This window comes from Aequitasia blattaphilus (genome assembly GCF_024721305.1).
GTDB lineage: Bacteria > Bacillota > Clostridia > Lachnospirales > Lachnospiraceae > Aequitasia > Aequitasia blattaphila.
Genome location: NZ_JAMXOD010000018.1, coordinates 1 through 22544, shown reverse-complemented (window position 1 = coordinate 22544; position 22544 = coordinate 1). Strand labels below are relative to the sequence as shown.

Genomic DNA, 22544 nt, shown 5'->3' with positions numbered 1-22544 from the left:
TTACTCTCCTTTTTGTATGCTTGTTATCATTTCGAACAAGTGTTCTAGTTCCTCATTTGAATAATATTCGATTTCAATTTTACCTTTACCGTTATCTTTCGCTGCAATTTTAACTCTAGTACCAATTGCTTGCTGCATTTTTTCTTCTAAATCAGTAAAAATAAAGGCATTTTCAAGCTTTTTCTTTTGTTTTTCTTTCTTGGGATTCTTCATACTCTTAACAATTTTTTCGATATCACGAACACTTAATTTCTCATCAAATATTCTTGTTGCTAAAGTATATTGCTGTTCTTTATCGTCTATTGCTAAAAGTGCTCTTGCATGTCCTGTAGATATCATATCATCAATAATCATATCTTGTACACGATCATCCAATTTAAGTAATCTCATGGTGTTCGTTATTGCTGTTCTGCTTTTTGATACCTTTTCTGCTATTTCATCTTGTTTTAGACTATGTTCTTCTAAAAGCTGCTTATATGCTTTAGCTTCCTCAATAGGATTTAAATCCTCTCTCTGTACATTCTCTATTATAGCTACCTCAAGAGTTTCTAAATCAGAATAATCCTTAATAAAGGCTGGAATTTCTTTCAATCCCAAATGTTTTGATGCTCTCCATCTTCTTTCTCCTGAGATAATCTGATAATAATCATCTTTCTTATTAACCAAAATTGGAGATATTACACCTTTTTGCTTGATTGAATCTGCTAATTCAATAATACTGTCTTCATTGAAATGCTTTCTTGGTTGTACCTTATTTGGTTCTACATCATTTATGTTCAGTAGCACTACTTTTAAATTCGTGTCATCTTCTACCTTTGTTTTAGTTGATGGAGAAACATTTTTATCCGGTATTAAACTATCTAGTCCTTTTCCTAGGCCTTTTCTCTTAACTGCCATAATTACCTCCTACTTACCTCTTCCTATCACTTCTTCTGCTAATTTTGTATAACTTAATGCCCCTGCTGATTTTTCATCATACAAATTAATTGGCAATCCATAGCTCGGAGCTTCAGCCAGACGAATATTCCTTGGAATAATAGTTTCATAAATTGGCTGCTCTATATTTTCCTTTACATTTTCAACAACCTGCATAGATAGATTCGTTCTGGAATCATACATTGTAAAAAGAATGCCTTCTATTTTCAAGTCCGGATTTAAGCGATTTGTCACTAATTCAACTGTTTGCATTAACTGACTTAAGCCTTCTAAAGCATAATATTCACATTGTATCGGAATAATTACTGAATCTGCTGTTGTCATCGCATTAACTGTAAGCATGCTAAGTGAAGGAGGACAATCAATGATTATATAATCATAATCATCTCTTATTTCCTTTATGATTTCTTTTACTATAAATTCCTTATCCTCCATACCAATTAACTCAACTTCTGCTGCTGACAAGTTAACATTTGAAGGCAAAACATCTAAATAATCAAGTGCTTCCTTTATTAATGTGTTTTCTAAATTGCTTTCTCCAACAATTAAATCATACATCGTATATTCTATATTATTTTTATCAATTCCTAAACCACTAGACATGTTTCCTTGTGGATCCATATCTAATGCAAGTACCTTTTTACCTCTTTCAGCAAGACACGAGGCAAGATTAATTGCTGTAGTTGTCTTCCCAACTCCACCTTTTTGATTGGCAATAGCCATTACTTTTCCCATAATTCTCACCTTTCCATTCTCAGTACCTAGATAGTATACCATATTAATGTTTCACGTGAAACATTAATTGGCAATTAATCACATTTTCTTAAATGTTTCACGTGAAACATCTTATCTGTACTTTAACTTTTCTCTCTATTATAGTATAATATTCATATTATGATGAAAGTTGGTGTTTAAAATGAATTGGAAAAAGAAATTTGCATGTTTGGTATCATTCACCGGAATGACAATTGGTGCAATTCACATTACAAATCGAGTACTATCATATAATGCAACAAAAATGAATTATTTACGAAGAACATCTGGAGATTTTTTTAACTGGAAATTCGGTCGGGTGTTTTTCCGCAAACAAGGAAGGGGTAAACCCATACTTTTAATACACGATTTAGTTAATTATAGTTCTTGTGATGAATGGAATAAAGTTTTTGATGAACTTTCAAAAAAATATACTGTTTATGCCTTAGATTTATTTGGATGTGGGCGCTCTGATAAACCAAATATCATATATACAAACTATTTATATGTTCAATTGATATCCGATTTTATTAAACAAGTTATTGGTAAAAAAACAGATATCGTTGTAAGTGGTAGTTCATCCTCTTTTGTATTGGCTGCTTGTAATAATGATAAGGATATTATCAATCAAATTGTGATGGTAACACCTGAAGAGTTAAAAAAACATAATGAGGGTTTTAGTAAAAGAAAAAGAACTCTATCTTGGTTTGTTAATCTTCCTCTAATTGGAACTTTACTTTACCACATTCTAAATAGAAAAAGTGTAATCAAGTCAAAAGCAGGTCATGTTGATTCCTCTCTTCTGGATATTTATTTTGAATCTGCCCATGTAGATAATTCTCTTACAAAACATGTTTTTGCAAGTATACTAGGAGGATACACAAATACAAGTGTTATTCATTTTATAAAAACCTTAAATAATAGTATCTATATCATAACTGGGGAAGATAATGTATTAAATGAAGTTTATGAAAATACTTATATGGAATATTTACCTGCAATAGAAAAGACTTCCATATCCGATACATATTCTATGCCTCAGATTGAAAGTCCTAAAAAATTCATTGATATATTAAATATTTATTTATCCTAATGGTTTTTTTGATGGAAGAGGAGATCTTCTCGGATATTTTATATCCGTCTCCCCTTCCTTTTTTATTTCTAAAAAAGTTCTTTTTATATCTGTATCACCTAAATTAAATTCTAATACATTATCCACACGACTCTTTAATATTTTGAAAGTATTCCCTGCTCCTTGAATTTCTTCATCTGATCCACTGGCCTTATAGGATATAAACTTGCCTTCCACTTTCACATATGGAATACAGTATTCTAAAAGTGTGGATAAATTCGCCACAGCTCTTGAAACAACCAAATCATATTTTTCTCTGTAGTCACTATTTTTAGCAAAATCTTCTGCTCTACCATGTATAGAACAGATATTTTTTAAATTCAATTTTTTAACTACCTCTTCTAAAAATAGAATTCTCTTATTCAAAGAATCCAAAAGAGTAACATCCAAATGAGGAAATACAATTTTTAAAGGTATACCAGGAAATCCTGCTCCAGTACCAATATCTATTACATTTTGTATATTTTTTAAATCAATTATTTTAATAATACTCAAACTATCAACGAAATGTTTTAATAACACCTCATTAAATTCTGTGATGGACGTTAAATTCATCTTCTGGTTCCATTCAACTAATAGCTCATAATAAGAAATAAACTGCTCTATTTGATGATCAGACAAATCAATTCCTAATTTTCCTACTTCACTTTTTATTTTATTTTTCATTTCTACACTCCACTTAAAAATACAAGTAAAACCGAAATATCGGCTGGTGATACCCCCGAAATACGTCCTGCTTGTCCAATTGAACTTGGTCGAATCGTTTTTAATTTCTGTCTTGCTTCAATTCTGAGACTCTCTATTTCATCATAGTTAATATCCTCAGGAATTTTTTTATCCTCTAATTTCTTAAATTGCTCTACTTGCTTTTTCTGACGTTTAATATATCCTTCATATTTAATCGATATATTTACTTGTTCAATTACTTCATCTGCTAAATCCTCAGGGAATATAGGCCTTTCTTCATCTATTTCGGCTAAAATACTATAATTTAATTCCGGTCTACGAATCAAATCCGCTAAAGATGCTCCCGAAGGAAGAAGAGTCGATTTATTTTCAATTAACAATTCTTGTACCCTTTGGCTATTTCCAATATGTGTATTTTCCAGCCTGTTAATTTCCTCTTGAATCAGCTTTTCTTTTAAGGTCAGCTTATTTAAACGCTCTTCATCTATTAAACCTACTTCATATCCTAGCTTCGTTAACCTTTGATCCGCATTATCTTGTCTCAAAAGAAGTCTGTATTCTGCCCTTGATGTCATCATTCTATATGGTTCATGACTTTCTTTTGTCACTAAATCATCAATTAGAACACCGATGTAAGATGTTGATCGATCTAAGGATATCTGCTCTTTTTCCTGTAGTTTTCTAGCTGTATTAATTCCTGCTATCAAACCTTGTGCAGCTGCTTCTTCATATCCTGAGCTTCCGTTAAATTGACCAGCACTGAACAATCCGTTTATTTTTTTGAATTCTAAGGTTGACTTTAATTGTCTGGCATCAATACAATCATATTCAATAGCATAAGCATTTCTTGTAATTCTCACATTTTCCAACCCAGGAACTGTTCGATACATACGATATTGGACATCCTCCGGCAACGAACTGGACATACCACCTATATACATTTCATTGGTCTCTAATCCCTCTGGCTCTATAAAAACTTGATGTCTTTCTTTATCCGCAAATTTTACAACCTTATCCTCTATTGAAGGGCAATACCTGGGTCCAGTTCCCTCAATCATACCACTATACAAAGGAGATCGATCTAGATTTTCCCGTATAATACTATGTGTTTCATTATTGGTGTATGTAAGCCAGCAAGAAACCTGATCGATTTGTACATCTGCTGGATTTGTTGTGAATGAAAATGGTTGAATTTTTTCATCACCCTTTTGTTCTTCCATTTTTGAAAAATCCACAGTACTCCCATCGATTCTCGCAGGTGTACCTGTTTTAAACCGATAAAGAGTAATTCCCAGTTCTTTTAATGAATCTGTAAGATTATTAGCCGCTTGAAGGCCATTTGGTCCAATATTTTGAGCAACGTCACCGTAAATACATCTGGCCTTCAAATAAGTTCCTGTACAAAGAATAACAGCCTTACAAGAGAAAATTGCTCCTGAGTAAGTCATAACACCTACAATCTTATTTTCCTCTGTTAATATTTTTGCTACTTCACCTTGTTTTATTTCTAGTCTTTCTTGCTTTTCTAATACTTGTCTCATATTTCTAGAGTATCTCGCTTTATCAGCTTGAGCTCTCAATGAATGAACAGCAGGTCCTTTTGATTTATTCAACATTTTTGACTGAATGAAAGAGGAATCAATTACTTTGCCCATTTCCCCTCCCAAAGCATCAATTTCTCTAACCAAATGGCCTTTTGAACTGCCTCCAATATTTGGATTACAAGGCATCAAAGCAATACTATCCACACTAACCGTAAAAAGGATTGTGGAAAACCCCAGTCTCGATGTTGCTAAGGCCGCCTCACATCCCGCATGACCGCCACCTACAACTACTACATCATAATAATCATTATTTTCCCATACAGAATTTTTGGAATATTTCATTTACTAAATCTTCTCCTATCGTTTCACCTGTTATCTCACCTAAATATTCATATGCATCTAATAAATCAATGGTATAAAGATCTTCCGGCATTTGATTTTCTACACTACTTTCAACACGTAATATTGACTCTTTTGCATGAACTAAAGCATCCTTTTGTCTCACATTGGTAATAAATATTTCATTGTTAAATGAAATATTTCCTTCATAAAACATTCTCTTAATAGTTTCTTCAACTTCATCAATACCGGTTATATTTATTGCAGATACCTCTATTACCGCATTTTCCTTTAAATTACTATTTGCAAGATTACTTGCAAAATCACTTTTAGAAATTACTGTATCCAAATCCGTCTTATTTAGTAAGAAAATGCATTTTTTTCCATCTATCATTTTCATAATTGTTTCATCATTCTCATCTAATGCTCTGGATGCATCTATAACATAAAGAATCAAATCAGCTTCTTCCACATAAGAAGCAGCTTTTGAAACTCCTATTTTCTCAACTTTATCATCCGTATCACGAATACCTGCCGTATCGATAATGTTTAGAAGTATACCATTTAAATTTATATGCTCTTCTAATATATCTCTAGTAGTGCCCTCAATATCTGTTACAATCGCCCGTTCTTCACCTAATAATACATTGAGAAGAGAAGATTTTCCAGCATTTGGTTTTCCGACAATAACAGTTTTAATTCCCTCACTAATAATTTTACCATTTTCATTACTATCTATTAAATTATTAAGTTTTTTAAGCCATTTTTTTATTTCTATATTAAGCTTATCTGAAAATCCCTCCATACTTATATGTTCTGGATCATCCAAAGCTGTTTCAATAAATGCAGTATTGTAAATAATTTCATTTCGTATCTCTTGAATTGTATCTTTTAATTTTCCTTTTAACTGATTTACAGAATTTTTTAATGCATAATCGTTTTGTGAATAAATCAAATCTGATACAGCTTCTGCCTGAGATAAATCCATTCTCCCATTTAAAAAAGCTCTTTTTGTAAATTCACCGGGTAATGCTGGAGAAGCTCCATTCTTTATAAGTAAATCCAAAACTTTCTTTACTATAAAAACTCCTCCATGACAATTTATTTCGACTGTATCTTCTTTCGTAAAGCTATGTGGTCCCTTCATTAACATAACCAAAACTTCATCTACCATTTGATTTTCTTCATATATGTGTCCATAATGTATCCTATGGCTCTTTGATTCATGCAGACTTTTTTTACCCTTAAAAACCTTGTCAGCAATCTCAATTGACTGATTACCTGACATCCTTACAATTCCAATTCCTGAAGGACTTACAGCTGTAGATATTGCTGCAATGGTTCTATTTTCATCTTTAATCATAAGAAAAACTCCTTTACAATAGAAAAAAGAAGAGGGAAATGTATCCCCTCTTTTTTATCTTCTGCTATTTACGTAGGTTACAACAACCTTACGATATGGTTCATTACCCTCGCTATGAGTGTCTACTCCAGGATCACCTTGAAGAGCGGAATGTATAATTCTTCTCTCGTAAGGATTCATTGGTTCAAGAGAAACAGATCTTCTAGTTCTTTTTACTTTGCTGGCAATATTTTTTGCCAGATTTTCCAAAGTATCTTTTCTTCTTTTTCTATAATCCTCTGTATCAAGCTTAACACGCACATAACCTTCTTGATTTTTATTTGCAACACGATTTGCAAGATATTGAAGTGAATCTAAAGTCTGTCCTCTTTTACCAATCAAGATTCCCATATTAGAACCTTCCATATCAATGCTTAACATACCTTCATCCTCAATTTTAGATGTAACATTTACTTCTTCCATATTCATTGCTTTCAGTACATCTTTTATAAACTGAGTTGTTACTTCTGCAGTATCTGCTTGAACTGCTACAACCTCTGAGGATTTTGTTTCTTTTATTTCTTTTACTGCTTCTTCTTTTTTAATTTCCTGCTTGAATTCTTTTTCTACTTTTTCCTCTTCTACTTTTGGTTGAGGAATTTTCTTCCTTGCTTTAATAACAGCTTGTTTAGCCCCAATTCCCAAAAAACCTGCACTGCCTTTTTCAATAACCTCATAATCCAATTGATCACTTGTAACTCCCAGCTCTACTAAAGCTTCAGTAAGTGCATCATCCAGAGTTTTAGCCGATACAGTAATGTAATCCATCCCTCTACCTCCTACTTATTTTCATTGTATTTTCTAACCAGATTTGCTTTATCAGCCAAACTACCTGGTTTAGCATCCTTTGTCTTTTCTTTCGCTTCTTTAAGAATTTTTTCACGTTCTGACTCAGATATACCTGAATTTCCTCTTTCAACATTTTCCTTAATATTTCTTGTATTTACATTTGCCATGGTATTTATTTTTTCTGCTTTTTCACCACGCTTTTCTTGCTTTTTCTTTGCTTTTTCTCTATTCTTTTCGATAATTTCATCAATAGACATTTTCTTTAAATGCTTATTTACAAGAAGCTGTTGAACCAAACGAACAAATGCACTAACAATCCAGTATATACCAATAGCACAAGGCGAAGAAAATACGATAAATACTGACATAAGTGGCATTATATAAGTCATCGTTTTCATAGATCCTGCCATAGGATTATCACTATCTACAGATGTTTGATTTGCTGACTGTAATAACTTATTACTTACAAACTGAGTAACAGCTGATATCAGTGGAAGTGCAATTGCTGTTGCTATAATAATCCAAGATGCAACGCCAAAAGATCCACTATTTTTCATCATATCTGCAGGTGAAACCGTGATATCTGGTATTGTTAAAAATCGATTCACCGCTGCAGGAGCATTCTTAATTGCAGGTACATATTTTTTTATATCTAAAATTACAGGATAAAGTGCAAATAAGAAAGGCATTTGAATTAATAATGGAAGACAACTACTTAACATAGATGTACCATATTTATCATATACTTGCTGCATTTCTTCTTGCTGCTTCATCATCGAAGTCTGATCTTTTTTATTTTTATATTTATCACGTATCTTATTTATTTCAGGTGTCATTGCCGCCTGCATTTTTGACGATTTCTGCTGGTTAATTGTCATTGGTAACATTACCATATATACGATAACCGTATATATTACCATTGATAAACCAACCAATCCAACATCTGTTGTCAGCATTTGATCCAGCGTAGTATAGATAAAGTTCATCAATTTACCCATTAACCACGCAATTTGACCTACAATCGGCCAATTAGCCGTTGATGATAATAGCAATCCTGTCATTTATAAATCCTCCAATAAATTCTTTTTTAGGGTACAAAATCTACTCCACCTTTTGAAAATGGATTACATCTTAAAATTCTCCATATAGCAAGACGTCCACCTTTAAGAGCGCCGTATTTTTCAATCGCTTCTAAGGCATAAGTAGAACAAGTAGGATAATATTTACAACTTGATCCTCCTTTTAACCCCGACAAATACTTACGATAAAACTTAACGAGAGCTATAAGAACTCTTTTCACAGAATCACTCCACTTTCAATTTATTAAATTATGAAGACGGCTCAAATGTAATACTGCTTTTTTCATTTCATCAAAATTTCTTCCTACTGCATTTGCTCGTGCAATAATTACAATATCATATCCAACTTTAAACCGTTCTTCTTGTAATCGATATGCTTCTTTAATTAGTCTTTTTATTCTATGCCTTACTACGCTATTTCCTACCTTTTTAGACACAGAAATTCCAATTCTATTTTTTTCCTGATTATTTTCTAATATGTACATAACAAGCTGTCTATTACTAAGACTTTTCCCTTTGTTATATACATTTCTAAACTCATTATTTTTCCTCAATGATTCAGAAAAATCCATACATTTTCTCCTAATTTAAAGAGAAGAAAAGGCCACAAATATGCGGCCTAAGCAGACAATACTTTTCTTCCTTTTGCTCTTCTGTTTGCAAGTACTTTTCTACCACCTGCGGAACTCATTCTAGCACGAAAACCATGTACTTTAGATCTTTGTCTTTTCTTTGGTTGGAATGTCATTTTCATACGAATCCACCTCCTTATATCCTGCAAGGGAAAACACCCTACATATTTCTATAGACATCAAACTAGATTATATTAAAAAAAGTGGGAAACGTCAAGTAAAACATAATACTGATTGCCTATTTCTCCTTTTTGATGTAAAATATACAAAGTAGGTTTAAAAATAAATAAACCAATAAATCATTAGAATGGAGTATTAAAAATGAATGTCGTAAAGGAAAAATGGCCGGAAATAATTGAGCATTTAAGAGTGGAGCATGAACTAGCAAATATATCCTTTAATACATGGATAAAACCTCTTAAAATTTATGATGTTCTTGATGATACCATATATATTCTTGTTGAATCAAATGCAAGTGTGGAATACATTGAAAAAAAATATCTATTACCTTTGAAAGTATGTATTGCTGAAATGCTGGATGAAGAATATGAAATCATATTTATATCGGAAGACGACGAAAGAATAAACAGTATTGAAAAATCAAGACAAACCAATGTTCATTCAAAAAAAGTTAAAACGGCTGCTGAAAAAGCAGGACTGCTACCAAAATATACATTTGAAACCTTTGTAGTCGGAAAAAATAATGAATTTGCTTACTCTTCTTCTTTAGCAACTGCAGAATCTCCTGGTAAAGTATATAATCCTCTTTTCATTTATGGAGGCGTTGGTCTTGGAAAAACCCATCTTATGCATTCCATTGCTAATTTTATATTAGAAAATAATCAAAATGCTAAAGTACTATATGTAACAAGTGAAACCTTTACAAACGAAGTAATCGAATCTCTTCGTACAGGCCGTATTTCTGAAAGTGAACCAGGAATGACGAAATTCAGAGATAAGTATAGATCCGCAGATGTACTATTGATTGATGATATCCAATTTATAATAGGTAAGATTGCAACTCAAGAAGAATTTTTCCATACTTTTAATCATTTACATTCATTGGGTAAACAAATCATTATTTCTTCTGATAAACCGCCAAAAGAATTTGAAGCTTTGGAAGCCAGACTAAAGAGCCGTTTTGAAATGGGATTACTGGCAGACATTTCTTCTCCTGACTATGAAACAAGAATGGCAATTCTCCAAAAGAAAATTGAATTAGATCATTTAGACCGCTATAAAATTCCGAAAGATGTAATTGAATATATCGCAATCAATATTAAATCAAATATTCGGGAGCTGGAAGGATCTTTAAACAAGTTAATAGCTCTTTATAAACTGAATAATAATAAGGGTGATATTGATATTGAACTTGCTTCAGAAGCATTAAAAGATTATATTTCTCCAGAAGATAAAAGGGAAGTAACTCCTGAACTTATTATTGATATTATATCTGAACACTATAATGTTTCCATCAGTGATTTAAAATCAACAAAGAGAAACGCTGAAATATCTTACCCAAGACAAGTTGCAATGTATCTTATAAGAAATATGACAGATACACCTTTAAAAAAGATTGGTGCATTACTGGGAGGGAAAGATCATTCGACAATAAAACACGGTGTGGATAAAATTTCTCAGGATTTGAAAAAAGATGAGCTTTTAACCAATACTATAAGCATTATTCAAAAAAAGATAAATCCTTCTTAATTGTTTAAAATTCTGTGGATAACATAAGGATAACTCAAATCAATTGTTTATACCTGTTGGTATACAACGAAAGTTATCCTCTCACATCCACATTGTAAATATCCTTCATCCACAGATTTTTATACGTTAAAAACACTGTATTTCAGGGCTCTACAGCAGTTATCAACGTATCACCAAGCCCTATTATTATTATTTCTGAAATCATTTATATATATTTATATAGAGATTCACTGAAAGGAGTTTTACACACATGAAAATCGTATGTAATAAATCAGATTTACTAAAAGGAGTTAGTATTGTTTCCAAAGCAGTACCTTCTAAAACTACAATGCCAATATTGGAATGTATTTTAATTGATGCCAGCATGGATATTATAAAGCTAACTGCTAATGATATGGAATTAGGTATACAAACTGTTATAGAAGGAGACATTATTACAAATGGTATGATTGCCATTGATGCAAAGTTGTTTTCTGATATTGTAAGAAAATTACCGGATAATTTAATTACAATCGAATCAAAAGAAAATAATCAAACTACTATTACGTGTGAAAAAGCTAAATTTGACTTATCAGAAAAAGCAGCAGATGAATTTTCTTTTCTTCCTGAAATTGAAAAAAGCAATCAATTTAAAATCTCACAGTTTTCTTTAAAGGAATTAATAAGACAAACTATTTTTTCTATTGCAGATAATGATTCCAATAAGCAGATGACAGGTGAGCTTTTTGAAATTAAAGAAGGGCTGTTTCGAGTTGTATCATTAGATGGACATCGAATTTCCATTCGTAAAATTGAACTTGGAGAAGAGACAGAAGATACAAAATTGATTGTACCGGGAAAAACGCTGCAGGAAATCAGTAAAATATTGTCTGGCGAGTTAGAAAGTATGGTAACAATATCTTATACAAACAATCATATTGTATTTGAATTTGATCAGACTATGGTGGTTTCAAGATTAATTGAAGGTGATTATTTCAAAATTGATCAAATGCTTTCAAAAGATTATGAAACAAAAATAAAAGTCAATAAAAGAGAGCTCTTAAGTGCTATTGACAGGGCAACCCTTTTTGTAAAAGAAGGAGATAAAAAACCAATTATTATTGATATCAAAGATGAATCCATGGAATTGCAAATAAAATCCCAGATTGGATCGATGGATGAAAGCATTGAGATTCATAAGGATGGGAAAGATTTAATGATTGGATTTAATCCAAGATTTTTAATTGATGCACTCCGTGTAATTGATGATGAAGAAGTTACTCTTTATTTGATGAATGCAAAGGCTCCTTGTTTTATAAAAGATGAAGATGAAAATTATATTTATTTAGTGCTGCCAGTTAATTTTAGTTCAATTGCATAAGTGAGGTAATTATGGAAATCATAAAGTTGAGAGAAGAGTTTATTAAATTAGGCCAGGCATTAAAGGCAGTTGGACTTGTAGAATCTGGTGTAGAGGCAAAAGATGTTATAGGCAATGGTCTTGTAAAAGTAAATAATGAAGTAGAAACCAGAAGAGGAAAAAAATTATATTCTGGGGATACTGTATCTTATAATGGGGAAGAAATTAAAATTGAAGATTAAATCATTGAAGCTTAAGAACTATAGAAATTATGATTTTCTAAGTATTGATTTTGATGAAAATACAAACATTTTTTATGGAGATAATGCCCAGGGAAAAACAAATATATTAGAATCTGTTTATCTTTGTGGAACAACAAAGTCTCATAGAGGAACGAAGGATAAAGATATTATTCAGTTTGGTAAAGAGTCTTCCCATATTGAATTGATAACAGAAAAAAATGAAATAGATTATCAAATTGATATGCATTTAAAGAAAAATAGTCCAAAAGGCATTGCTATTAACAAGCTTCCGATTAAGAGGGCAAGTGAATTATTGGGAATAACAAATTTTGTATTTTTTTCACCTGAAGACTTAAATATTATAAAAAATGGTCCAGGAGAAAGAAGAAAATTTATAGATTTTGAGCTTTCGCAGCTTAATAAATTGTACTTAAGTGATTTATCAAATTATAATAAAGTAATTAACCAAAGAAATCATTTACTGAAAGAGATTTCTTTCAATGGTAAACTAGAATCAACCTTAGATGTATGGGATGAGCAATTAGTACAATATGGAAATAGAATTATAGAGGCGAGAAATAATCTTATTGTATTTTTGAATTCTATTATTTCAAAAATACATTTAAGCCTTACTGGGGGAAAAGAACAATTAAGTATTTATTATGAACCCAGTAATGGAGATATACCCTTAGAACAAGTGTTGAAAAGAAATAGAGAAAGAGATTTACGTTTAAAAAGTACATCTTCTGGTCCCCATAGAGATGATATTTGTTTTATGGTAGAAAATGTAGACATACGTACCTTTGGATCCCAAGGGCAACAAAGAACTGTGGCATTATCATTAAAATTATCAGAAATAGAATTGATTAAAAAGTATACGAAGCAAAATCCTGTTTTACTTTTAGATGATGTTCTTTCTGAATTAGATAAAAACAGGCAAAACTATTTATTAGATAATATTAAAAACATACAAACCCTTATTACATGTACGGGATTAGATGAATTTGTAAATCACAGATTTTCTATTAACAAACTTTTCCATGTAAAACAAGGTCAGGTAACAAGAGAAAACTAGGAGGATTGTAATGGCAGCAGATAAAGTGCAACACGAATATGGTGCAAATGAAATACAAATATTAGAGGGGCTTGAAGCGGTTCGTAAACGACCAGGTATGTACATTGGAAGTACTTCTTCAAGAGGTCTTCACCACCTGGTTTATGAAATTGTGGATAATGCAGTTGATGAAGCTTTAGCAGGATTTTGTGATACGATACATATTATATTGAATAAAGATAATTCAGTAACGGTAACAGATAATGGAAGAGGTATTCCAGTTGGAATAAACGAAAAAGCTGGACTTCCTGCAGTTGAAGTAGTATTTACAGTACTTCATGCCGGAGGAAAATTTGGCGGAGGTGGATACAAAGTATCTGGTGGACTTCATGGAGTTGGTGCTTCCGTTGTAAATGCTTTATCAAATTGGCTTGAAGTAGAAATATATCATGATGGAAAAGTATATATGCAGCGATACGAAAAAGGTAATGTTGCGAAAAAACTAACAGTAATAGGAGAAGCAGATCCAGATAAAACTGGTACAAAGGTTACATTTTTACCAGATAATACCATATTTGAAGAAACCATATTTGATTACGATATTTTAAAACAAAGATTCAGAGAGATGGCTTTCTTAACAAGAGGGCTTCGTATTACTTTAACAGATAACAGAGATGAAAATGTTATAGAAAAATCTTTTATGTATGAAGGTGGAATAAAAGAATTTGTTAAATATCTAAATAGAAGTAAAAAATCTTTGTATGAAGATATTATTTATTGTGAGGGTAATGTAAATAATGTAATGGTGGAAGTTGCCATGCAGCATAATGATTCTTATAGCGATAATACCTATGGCTTTGTGAATAACATTACAACTCCTGAAGGTGGTACCCATATTGTAGGTTTTCGTAATGCTCTTACTAAAACCTTTAATGATTATGCCAGAAAAAATAAGCTTTTAAAAGAAAGTGAACCAAATCTTTCAGGAGAAGATATAAGAGAAGGATTAACAGCAATTATAAGTGTGAAGATTGAAGACCCTCAATTTGAAGGCCAAACAAAACAAAAATTAGGAAACAGTGAAGCAAGAGGAGCTGTGGATAATGTAGTTAGTAAGCAGTTGGAAATCTTCTTAGAACAAAATCCATCTGTTGCAAAAATGACTGTGGAAAAATCTGTTATGGCTCAACGAGCAAGAGAAGCGGCAAGAAAAGCCAGAGACTTAACAAGAAGAAAATCAGCACTTGACGGAATGAGTCTTCCAGGAAAGCTTGCAGATTGTTCGGATAAAGATCCAAGCAAGTGTGAGATTTATATTGTGGAGGGTGATTCTGCGGGAGGATCTGCAAAAACAGCACGAGATCGTGGAACTCAAGCAATATTACCTCTTAGAGGAAAAATTTTAAATGTGGAAAAAGCAAGACTTGATAAAATCTATGCAAATGCAGAGATTAAAGCAATGATTACAGCTTTTGGTACGGGAATACATGATGATTTTGATATATCAAAATTACGTTATCATAAAATAATCATTATGACAGATGCTGACGTAGATGGATCTCATATCAGTACACTTTTACTGACATTTTTATACCGATTTATGCCAGATTTAATTAAAGATGGATACGTTTATTTGGCACAGCCGCCTCTTTATAAATTAGAGAAAAATAAAAAGGTATGGTATGTGTATTCTGATGAAGAGTTGGATAAGATTCTTTCCGAAGTAGGAAGGGATGGAAATAATAAGATTCAGAGATATAAAGGTCTTGGAGAGATGGATGCTGATCAGTTATGGGATACTACTATGGATCCTGAACACAGAGTTTTACTTCGTGTTACAATGAATGAAGAAACCAGCACAGAGCTTGATTTAACTTTTACAACGTTAATGGGAGATAAGGTTGAACCGAGAAGAGAATTTATCGAAGAAAATGCAAAATACGTTAGAAACCTGGATGTATAGGAGGAGAAAATAAGAGATGGAAGAAAATATTTTTGATAAAGTCCATGAAGTGGATTTGAAAAAAACAATGGAAACCTCCTATATCGATTATGCGATGAGTGTTATTGCATCAAGAGCATTACCAGATGTAAGAGATGGATTGAAACCAGTACAAAGAAGAATTTTATATTCAATGATAGAGCTGAATAATGGTCCAGATAAGCCTCACAGAAAATGTGCTCGTATCGTTGGAGATACCATGGGTAAATATCATCCTCATGGAGATAGCTCGATTTACGGTGCTTTGGTAAATATGGCACAGGAATGGTCTACCAGATACCCTCTTGTAGATGGACATGGAAACTTTGGGTCAGTGGATGGTGACGGTGCAGCGGCAATGCGTTATACCGAGGCACGCCTCAGTAAAATATCCATGGAATTAACAGCAGATATTAATAAAAATACGGTTGATTTTGTTCCGAACTTTGATGAAACAGAAAAAGAACCTGCCGTATTACCTTCCAGATTTCCCAATCTTTTGATTAATGGAACCTCTGGTATTGCAGTAGGTATGGCAACAAATATACCCCCCCATAATTTAAAAGAAATTATTGATGCAGTCATTAAAATTATAGATCACCACGTTGAAGATATAGATGAAGTGTCCATAGAAGAAATATTAAGTGTAGTAAAAGGACCTGATTTTCCAACTGGTGGTGAAATACTAGGAACCAGAGGAATTGAAGAAGCATACCGCACTGGTAGAGGAAAAGTCAGAGTTCGTGGTATTACAAACATTGAAACTATGCCAAATGGGAAGAGTCGGATTATCGTAACAGAGCTTCCTTATATGGTAAATAAAGCCAGGTTAATTGAAAAAATGGCAGAGCTTGTCCGGGATAAAAAAATTGACGGGATTACCGAATTAAGTGATCAGTCAAGCCGCGAAGGAATGCGTATTGTTATTGAATTGAGAAGAGATGCGAATGCAAATGTTATTTTGAATCAACTTTATAAGCATACTCAGCTCCAGGATACTTTTGGTGTCATTATGCTTGCTCTTGTCAATAATGAACCACGGGTAATGAATATTTTAGAAATGCTTAATCATTATCTGGCTCATCAGGAAGAGGTTGTTACAAGACGTACGAAGTATGAGTTAAATAAAGCAGAAGAAAGAGCACATATTTTACAAGGTTTATTAATTGCTCTTGATAACATTGAAGAAGTAATTAAAATTATAAGATCATCCAGTAATGTTCAAATAGCAAAAGAAGAGTTAATCAAAAGATTTGAACTTTCAGAAGTTCAAGCAAGTGCAATTGTTGATATGCGTCTCCGTGCATTAACAGGTTTGGAAAGAGAAAAGCTGGAGGCAGAGTATCAAGAGCTCATGAAAAAAATAGATGAGTTAAAAGCTATATTGGCAGATCGTAAATTATTGCTTGGAGTAATAAAAGAAGAAATCATCATAATCCGTGATAAATATGGGGATGAAAGAAGAACTTCCATAGGATTTGATGAATTTGATATTGATATGGAAGACTTAATCCCAAGATCAGATGTTGTAATTACCATGACAAAATTGGGTTATATTAAGAGAATGTCAAACGATACTTTTAAATCTCAAAACAGAGGAGGAAAAGGTATCAAGGGGATGCAGACAATAGATGAAGACTATGTAGAAGATTTATTTATGACAAGTACTCATGACTATATTATGTTCTTTACCAATACTGGTCGTGTTTATCGAATGAAGGGTTATGAAATACCAGAGGCCAGCAGGATTGCAAGAGGAACAGCAATTATTAACTTATTGCAGCTCCAACCAGAAGAAAAAATAACAGCGATTATTCCGATTTCTGAATACAGAGACGGAGAATATCTTTTCATGGCTACGAAAAAAGGTCTGGTAAAGAAAACTCCAATTAAGGATTACTCAAATGTTCGAAAAACTGGATTGGCAGCAATTACACTTCGTGATGAAGACGAATTAATAGAAGTGAAGTTTACCAATAATGAAAGAGACATTTTCTTAGTCACAAAATATGGACAGTGTATTCGCTTTAATGAAAAGGATGTACGTTCGACAGGAAGAACTTCTATGGGAGTTCGAGGCATGAATTTAGCAGATAGAGATGAAGTCATTGGAATGCAGTTGGATACGCAAGGTACTCATTTACTCTTTGTATCAGAAAAAGGAATGGGCAAAAGAACAGTTCTTTCTGAATTTACCAGCCAGCGAAGAGGCGGTAAAGGTGTTAAATGCTATAAAATAACAGATAAAACAGGTGAAGTAGTAGGAGTTAAGGCTGTTGAAGAAGATAGTGAAGTATTAATCATTAATACAGAGGGAATTATTATTCGTATGCAAAGCGCAGACATTTCTGTCATCGGTAGAATTACTTCAGGAGTAAAACTGATTAATTTATCTGGAACTGATAAAGTTGCAAGTATTGCAAAGGTTCGAATTAAGGATGAAGAAGATGAAGAACTAGCTGAAGAGGAATAGAATTAAAATACTCTAAATATTATTAAATAAGATAATATTTAGGGTATTTTTTATTTTTTGATGATACTATTATCAAAAAGAGGAGGCTTTGACATGAAAATTAAAATTACAGAAAATGGACCTTATATTGTTACTGGGAATATTCCAATTAAAGAAATGATTATTACTCCAGTAGGAAAACACTATGAGTTTAGAGAGGGAAGAAAATTACCACAAAGCGAAGAGTATGCATTATGTAGATGTGGAAAATCTAAGAATGCGCCATTTTGTGACGGAAATCATGAAAAGTCTTTCTTTCGCGGGGATGAAACAGCGTTAAAAGAAAAATATATTAAAAGAATTGAAGATGCAGTAGAAGGGGATGAAATTACCCTTTTAGATGATGGAAGATGTTGTTTTGCAAGATTTTGTCATACAGAAGAGGGAGATATATGGAGTGTGACAGAAAGTGATGGAATAGAAAATCACAAAGAAATGGCAATCAAAGCTGCGAAAGAATGTCCCGCAGGGCGTCTTGTTATGATTGATAAAGAGGGAAATATTTTAGAAGAAACCAGTGAACCTGAAATCATTATTATGCAGGATCCTCAAAAAAATTCCAGTTCTGCTATTTTCGTAAAAGGACCCATTCAAATTGAAGGAGCAGATGGGACTTTATATGAAGTTCGAAACAGAGTTGCACTTTGTCGGTGTGGGAAATCAAAAAATAAGCCATTTTGTGATGCAACCCATGCAATGATTGAGTTTAATGATGGTCATCTATAAAATCAGAGGATATAAGACAACTCTTATATCCTCTGATTTTTATAACTCTCTGATTAATATTTCTGCAACCTTGACGGTAGTATCCTGAACAAAATCGGTACACTGTGCTTTACGTTCTGGGGAATTTTTTTCTTTTCCTTTTGTTAAAACTCGGCAGCAGGTGCTTTTATTTCTTGATTTAAAATGATTATGCAGTTCCCCGGATAGTTCCAGCATTTTTTGATTATCTTCACCAGGGCTTCTTCTGCCGAAGAAGTAGCCAAGACACATACAGCCACCAGCTAATGCTCCACAAATGCATCCACCATTTACACCCAATCCCCAAGGAAATCCAGAGCTCATTGCTATAGCATCATCAGGAATATCTACTTCGAAGTTTTTACGTATAGCATATAGAACAGATTCTGAACAGGCAAATCCGCTATGAAAGATTTCCTCTGCATCTTTTTGCAATTTTTTCATGTCAATGTCTTTTGTCATTTTTATGACCTCCCAATTATTTTGCTTCTGTTCTTTGTACAATAAAGAAGCTGATAATTGAGAATATAATGAATGTAATGACAAATGTCAAGGAAGCAATCAAAGGATTATTGGATTTCAGTCCTAGAGAATAAAGAAGGAAATTGCCAATCAATAATCTTAAAGAAGGAAAAATTCCAAGGAGTGTAGGAAATAATACAAATAGAAAGGTAGGAACTCCTGCGGCAATAAGAATTCTTCCAATTTTTCCAGCACGGTTAAACCATGTAGCAATCAAAAATCCAAAACTTCCACTAACCAATAGTGTGGCAAAGATAAAGATAAACTGAACTATGTATTTCATAAATCCAAATAGATTTTCTCCATACATTTGTTCTATTAAGGAACTGTAAGCTATTATACTTCGATTAAAAACAACATTGCTTATAAAATTAAAAATCAATATAAAAATAGTCATACCGAAAGATGTAATAATTTCAGTGAAAATTACACTGGTAAATATTTCTTTCCGTGATTTACCATTTTGAATAAAGAATCTAAAATTCTCTCCAAAGCAGCATACAAAAATAACAAAGATAAATATTACCATAGAAAATTCTGTACCATTAACAGAAGATGCTCCATTAGAATCTGCAAAAATGTAAAGAGTTATTCCGCCAAATATAAGAAGGCCAAATAAAATTAATGCGAATATGATGAATGAATTTTTCAACTGTAAAAGCTGATATTTTATTAGTTGTGACATTTATATCCCCTCCTATATGTTTGTCAATTGAATAAAAAGTTTTTGTAAATCCATACCGGATAATTCCAATCCTTGTGGTATGTTTTCATCTGGTTTTCCAACTATATAGGCACTTCTCAGCCCGCCTAAAGTATCGAAACCAATAAGTTCTTTACCGCTACAATAAGACTCAACAAGTCCAGTAGGGCCGGAAATAGAATAGCCATTATCAAGTAAAGCTTCTTTTGATTCATTTTTAATTACCTCGCCATTTTTTATAATGATTACTTCCTCAATAATGTTTGAAACTTCTTCAATCAAATGAGTTGAAAGTACATATGTCGCTGGCTGATCAATATATTTTTCAATCAAGACCTTATAAAATAACTCTCGATGGTTTGCGTCTAATCCCAGAATAGGTTCATCAAAAAAAACAAATGGAACATTTACTGATAGGGCAACTATATTTTTTACAATTGATTTATATCCTGTGGATAAGCTGCTCAATTTTTTCTTCAATGGTACACCAAACATTTCTGAAAGTTTATATGCATACGTTTCATCAAAATCAGGATGGAACATTTTTGTGTATTTGTAGAGAGCTTTTACCTTCATTGAATCAGGATAAAGGGATTTTTCACCAATAAAGTAAAATTGATTTTGTATAGATGAATTGTTTTCAATGTTTATACCATCAAAAAGAATTTGCCCTTCACTTGGAAATAGACGATTGTTTATTAAATTAAGTAAAGTGGTTTTTCCAGCTCCATTTCGACCAAGAAGACCATATATTTTATGTTCAGTTAATTCTAAGTTTATGTGATTTAAGGCTTTTACTGAACCAAAGTTTTTACTAATGTTTTCTATTACAATACTACTCATAATCGTAACCCCTCTCTATCATTGCAATGATATCTGTAGATGACAAATTTAGTTTTTTTGCTTCTTTTATAAGTCTTTCTATAAAAGTATGATAAAAATCATTTTGTCTTTTTTTTCTTAATAAATCTGTAGCTCCTTTTGATACAAACATTCCAACACCCCTTTTCTTATAGATTATTCCATCATCCACTAGAAGATTAATTCCTTTGTTGGCCGTAGCCGGATTTATTTTATATTGAGTTGAGAATTCAGTTATAGATGGAATTTGTTCTTCCTCTTTAAATATTTCGGTTAAGATACCGTCCTCGATTGTTTCTGCTATTTGTAAAAAAATAGGTTTATCCTGAGTTAGTTCCACATACATCACCTCCTTGGTTAATTACTATACTAACTAACCAATACACAAAAGTCAAGTTCTTTTTTATATTCCTTGTACATTAACGGAAGAAACATGTATAATTAGTGTGAATTTGTAAGTTAAGGAGAAAAAAAGTGCGTAGAATTATTATGATGTTGTTGAGAAATATATTTAGACTTCCATATATTTGGATAAAATTCAATTATTATGCGAAACATGTGGATAAGTATACTGAAAAACAAAGGTATACTCTTTTAAAATATATTGTTAGAAGAGCAAATACCGGTGGTAATGTAAAAATCGTAAGTGGTGGGATAGAAAATATTCCAAAGGATAGTGGATTTATGTTTTTTCCAAATCACCAGGGATTATATGATGTACTTGCTATTATAGAAGCTTGTCCAATACCTTTTTCTGTTGTCGCAAAAGAAGAGGTTGCAAATTATCCTCTTTTAAAACAAACCTTCGCATGTATGAAAGCTTACATGTTAAAGAGAGATGACCCAAGACAAGGACTGGAAGTAATCAATAATGTAGCAAGGGAAGTAAGAGAAGGCAGAAACTATCTTATTTTTGCTGAGGGAACCAGGTCAAAGGATGGTAATAAAGTACATGATTTTAAAGGTGGAAGTTTTAAGGCTGCTACAAAAGCAAAATGTCCTATTGTTCCGGTAGCATTGATTGATTCGTTTAAACCTTTCGATGAAAATTCTACAAAATCAGTTACTGTTCAAGTTCACTTTTTAGAGTCTTTGAGCTATGAAGAATACAAGGATATGAAGACAAATGAGATTGCAAAGATTGTGGAGGACAGAATACAAGAATTCATTGATCAAAAAACAAAGTAAAAAATTGATTGACATTAAAATTTAGCTCTAGTATAATAACCTTTGCTGGAGAAATACTCAAGAGGCTGAAGAGGCGCCCCTGCTAAGGGTGTAGGTCGGGTGACCGGCGCGAGGGTTCAAATCCCTCTTTCTCCGCTCATGAAAAACTGTTTAGTAAAACGGCTAGGCAGTTTTTTGTTTGTAATCACTTAATCAATATATAGTTTTTACTATAGTATAAAAACACAATTAGTGGTGGTTGAAAAAAAAGAAAAAAAAGATTCAAATTAACCCTTGACAGTATAGTGATTAAAGTGATACTATAGTTGAGCTGACTCGAAAGAGCAGACAACAAAGAAATACAACAGAACCTTGATAATTAAACAATAGACAACAACCCTGAAAGACCTTAAATA

General features: G+C 32.4%; 23 protein-coding genes and 1 tRNA gene. 10 read left to right on the top strand and 14 right to left on the bottom strand.

Annotation, left to right across the window (positions count from 1 at the left end; translation table 11 throughout):
- Positions 1-897 carry a ParB/RepB/Spo0J family partition protein gene (locus NHH15_RS11920; RefSeq protein ID WP_262066904.1) on the bottom strand — a complete coding sequence of 299 codons (897 nt, stop codon included), beginning with the start codon at positions 895-897 and terminating at the stop codon, positions 1-3.
- A 9-nt stretch (positions 898-906) separates the two neighbouring features.
- Entirely contained in the window at positions 907-1671 is a 765-nt protein-coding gene (locus tag NHH15_RS11915; RefSeq protein ID WP_262066903.1) for a ParA family protein, read from the bottom strand.
- Between the two features lie 181 nt (positions 1672-1852).
- Between NHH15_RS11915 and NHH15_RS11910 the strand changes: the two genes are divergently transcribed.
- Complete coding sequence (locus NHH15_RS11910) at positions 1853-2782, top strand: alpha/beta fold hydrolase (RefSeq protein WP_262066902.1); 930 nt, start codon at positions 1853-1855, stop codon at positions 2780-2782.
- On the opposite strand, the gene rsmG is transcribed toward NHH15_RS11910, so the two are convergent.
- Genes rsmG through rpmH form a run of 8 tightly spaced genes read right to left on the bottom strand, consistent with a single transcriptional unit; the run spans position 2774 to position 9415 of the window.
- Positions 2774-3487, bottom strand: coding sequence for a 16S rRNA (guanine(527)-N(7))-methyltransferase RsmG (gene rsmG / locus NHH15_RS11905; RefSeq protein ID WP_262066901.1), 714 nt, complete (start codon positions 3485-3487; stop codon positions 2774-2776). The genes NHH15_RS11910 and rsmG overlap by 9 nt on opposite strands.
- Before the next feature lie 2 nt (positions 3488-3489).
- On the bottom strand, positions 3490-5394 hold the full coding sequence (mnmG, locus tag NHH15_RS11900) for a tRNA uridine-5-carboxymethylaminomethyl(34) synthesis enzyme MnmG (RefSeq protein WP_262066900.1): 1905 nt from the start codon (positions 5392-5394) through the stop codon (positions 3490-3492).
- Positions 5360-6754 (bottom strand): tRNA uridine-5-carboxymethylaminomethyl(34) synthesis GTPase MnmE, encoded by a 1395-nt coding sequence (mnmE, locus tag NHH15_RS11895; protein WP_262066899.1) that lies wholly within the window; start codon positions 6752-6754, stop codon positions 5360-5362. The genes mnmG and mnmE overlap by 35 nt, the downstream gene beginning before the upstream one ends.
- A gap of 54 nt (positions 6755-6808) precedes the next feature.
- A complete protein-coding gene (gene jag, locus NHH15_RS11890) occupies positions 6809-7561 on the bottom strand; it encodes an RNA-binding cell elongation regulator Jag/EloR (protein ID WP_262066898.1) in 753 nt (250 codons plus the stop codon).
- Between the two features lie 11 nt (positions 7562-7572).
- The gene (gene yidC, locus NHH15_RS11885) at positions 7573-8643 is read right to left on the bottom strand and encodes a YidC/Oxa1 family membrane protein insertase (RefSeq protein WP_262066897.1); all 1071 of its coding nucleotides are present in this window, start codon (positions 8641-8643) and stop codon (positions 7573-7575) included.
- Between the two features lie 26 nt (positions 8644-8669).
- The gene (yidD, locus tag NHH15_RS11880; protein WP_262066896.1) at positions 8670-8882 is read right to left on the bottom strand and encodes a membrane protein insertion efficiency factor YidD; all 213 of its coding nucleotides are present in this window, start codon (positions 8880-8882) and stop codon (positions 8670-8672) included.
- Between the two features lie 15 nt (positions 8883-8897).
- A complete protein-coding gene (gene rnpA / locus NHH15_RS11875; RefSeq protein ID WP_262066895.1) occupies positions 8898-9233 on the bottom strand; it encodes a ribonuclease P protein component in 336 nt (111 codons plus the stop codon).
- A gap of 47 nt (positions 9234-9280) precedes the next feature.
- The gene (gene rpmH / locus NHH15_RS11870) at positions 9281-9415 is read right to left on the bottom strand and encodes a 50S ribosomal protein L34 (RefSeq protein ID WP_262066894.1); all 135 of its coding nucleotides are present in this window, start codon (positions 9413-9415) and stop codon (positions 9281-9283) included.
- Positions 9416-9614: 199 nt separating this feature from the next.
- On the opposite strand from rpmH, the gene dnaA reads away from it, so the two are divergent.
- From dnaA to NHH15_RS11835, 7 genes are all read left to right on the top strand, one after another.
- Positions 9615-11003 carry a chromosomal replication initiator protein DnaA gene (dnaA, locus tag NHH15_RS11865; RefSeq protein WP_262066893.1) on the top strand — a complete coding sequence of 463 codons (1389 nt, stop codon included), beginning with the start codon at positions 9615-9617 and terminating at the stop codon, positions 11001-11003.
- 250 nt (positions 11004-11253) lie between these two features.
- Positions 11254-12363 carry a DNA polymerase III subunit beta gene (gene dnaN / locus NHH15_RS11860; protein WP_262066892.1) on the top strand — a complete coding sequence of 370 codons (1110 nt, stop codon included), beginning with the start codon at positions 11254-11256 and terminating at the stop codon, positions 12361-12363.
- A gap of 11 nt (positions 12364-12374) precedes the next feature.
- A complete protein-coding gene (locus NHH15_RS11855) occupies positions 12375-12584 on the top strand; it encodes an RNA-binding S4 domain-containing protein (RefSeq protein ID WP_262066891.1) in 210 nt (69 codons plus the stop codon).
- Positions 12574-13659, top strand: coding sequence for a DNA replication/repair protein RecF (recF, locus tag NHH15_RS11850; protein ID WP_262066890.1), 1086 nt, complete (start codon positions 12574-12576; stop codon positions 13657-13659). Before NHH15_RS11855 ends, recF begins: the two co-directional genes overlap by 11 nt.
- Before the next feature lie 10 nt (positions 13660-13669).
- On the top strand, positions 13670-15601 hold the full coding sequence (gene gyrB / locus NHH15_RS11845) for a DNA topoisomerase (ATP-hydrolyzing) subunit B (RefSeq protein ID WP_262066889.1): 1932 nt from the start codon (positions 13670-13672) through the stop codon (positions 15599-15601).
- 16 nt (positions 15602-15617) lie between these two features.
- Positions 15618-18092 (top strand): DNA gyrase subunit A, encoded by a 2475-nt coding sequence (gyrA, locus tag NHH15_RS11840; protein ID WP_262066888.1) that lies wholly within the window; start codon positions 15618-15620, stop codon positions 18090-18092.
- A 93-nt stretch (positions 18093-18185) separates the two neighbouring features.
- Positions 18186-18857: a CDGSH iron-sulfur domain-containing protein gene (locus NHH15_RS11835; protein ID WP_262066887.1), complete on the top strand. Its 672-nt coding sequence runs from the start codon at positions 18186-18188 to the stop codon at positions 18855-18857.
- A 39-nt stretch (positions 18858-18896) separates the two neighbouring features.
- Here the strand turns inward: NHH15_RS11835 and NHH15_RS11830 are convergent, their stop codons facing one another.
- From NHH15_RS11830 to NHH15_RS11815, 4 genes are read right to left on the bottom strand one after another with little or no spacing between them, the layout of a single operon-like run.
- A complete protein-coding gene (locus tag NHH15_RS11830; protein WP_262066886.1) occupies positions 18897-19337 on the bottom strand; it encodes a C-GCAxxG-C-C family protein in 441 nt (146 codons plus the stop codon).
- A gap of 16 nt (positions 19338-19353) precedes the next feature.
- Positions 19354-20082 carry a hypothetical protein gene (locus NHH15_RS11825; RefSeq protein ID WP_262066885.1) on the bottom strand — a complete coding sequence of 243 codons (729 nt, stop codon included), beginning with the start codon at positions 20080-20082 and terminating at the stop codon, positions 19354-19356.
- A gap of 12 nt (positions 20083-20094) precedes the next feature.
- Entirely contained in the window at positions 20095-20943 is an 849-nt protein-coding gene (locus NHH15_RS11820) for an ATP-binding cassette domain-containing protein (protein WP_262066884.1), read from the bottom strand.
- Complete coding sequence (locus NHH15_RS11815; protein WP_262066883.1) at positions 20936-21307, bottom strand: GntR family transcriptional regulator; 372 nt, start codon at positions 21305-21307, stop codon at positions 20936-20938. Before NHH15_RS11815 ends, NHH15_RS11820 begins: the two co-directional genes overlap by 8 nt.
- Before the next feature lie 128 nt (positions 21308-21435).
- Between NHH15_RS11815 and NHH15_RS11810 the strand changes: the two genes are divergently transcribed.
- Both NHH15_RS11810 and NHH15_RS11805 read left to right on the top strand, forming a co-directional pair.
- Positions 21436-22149 carry a lysophospholipid acyltransferase family protein gene (locus tag NHH15_RS11810; protein WP_262066882.1) on the top strand — a complete coding sequence of 238 codons (714 nt, stop codon included), beginning with the start codon at positions 21436-21438 and terminating at the stop codon, positions 22147-22149.
- A gap of 47 nt (positions 22150-22196) precedes the next feature.
- A tRNA-Ser gene (locus tag NHH15_RS11805) sits at positions 22197-22284 on the top strand.
- Positions 22285-22544: the final 260 nt, after the last annotated feature.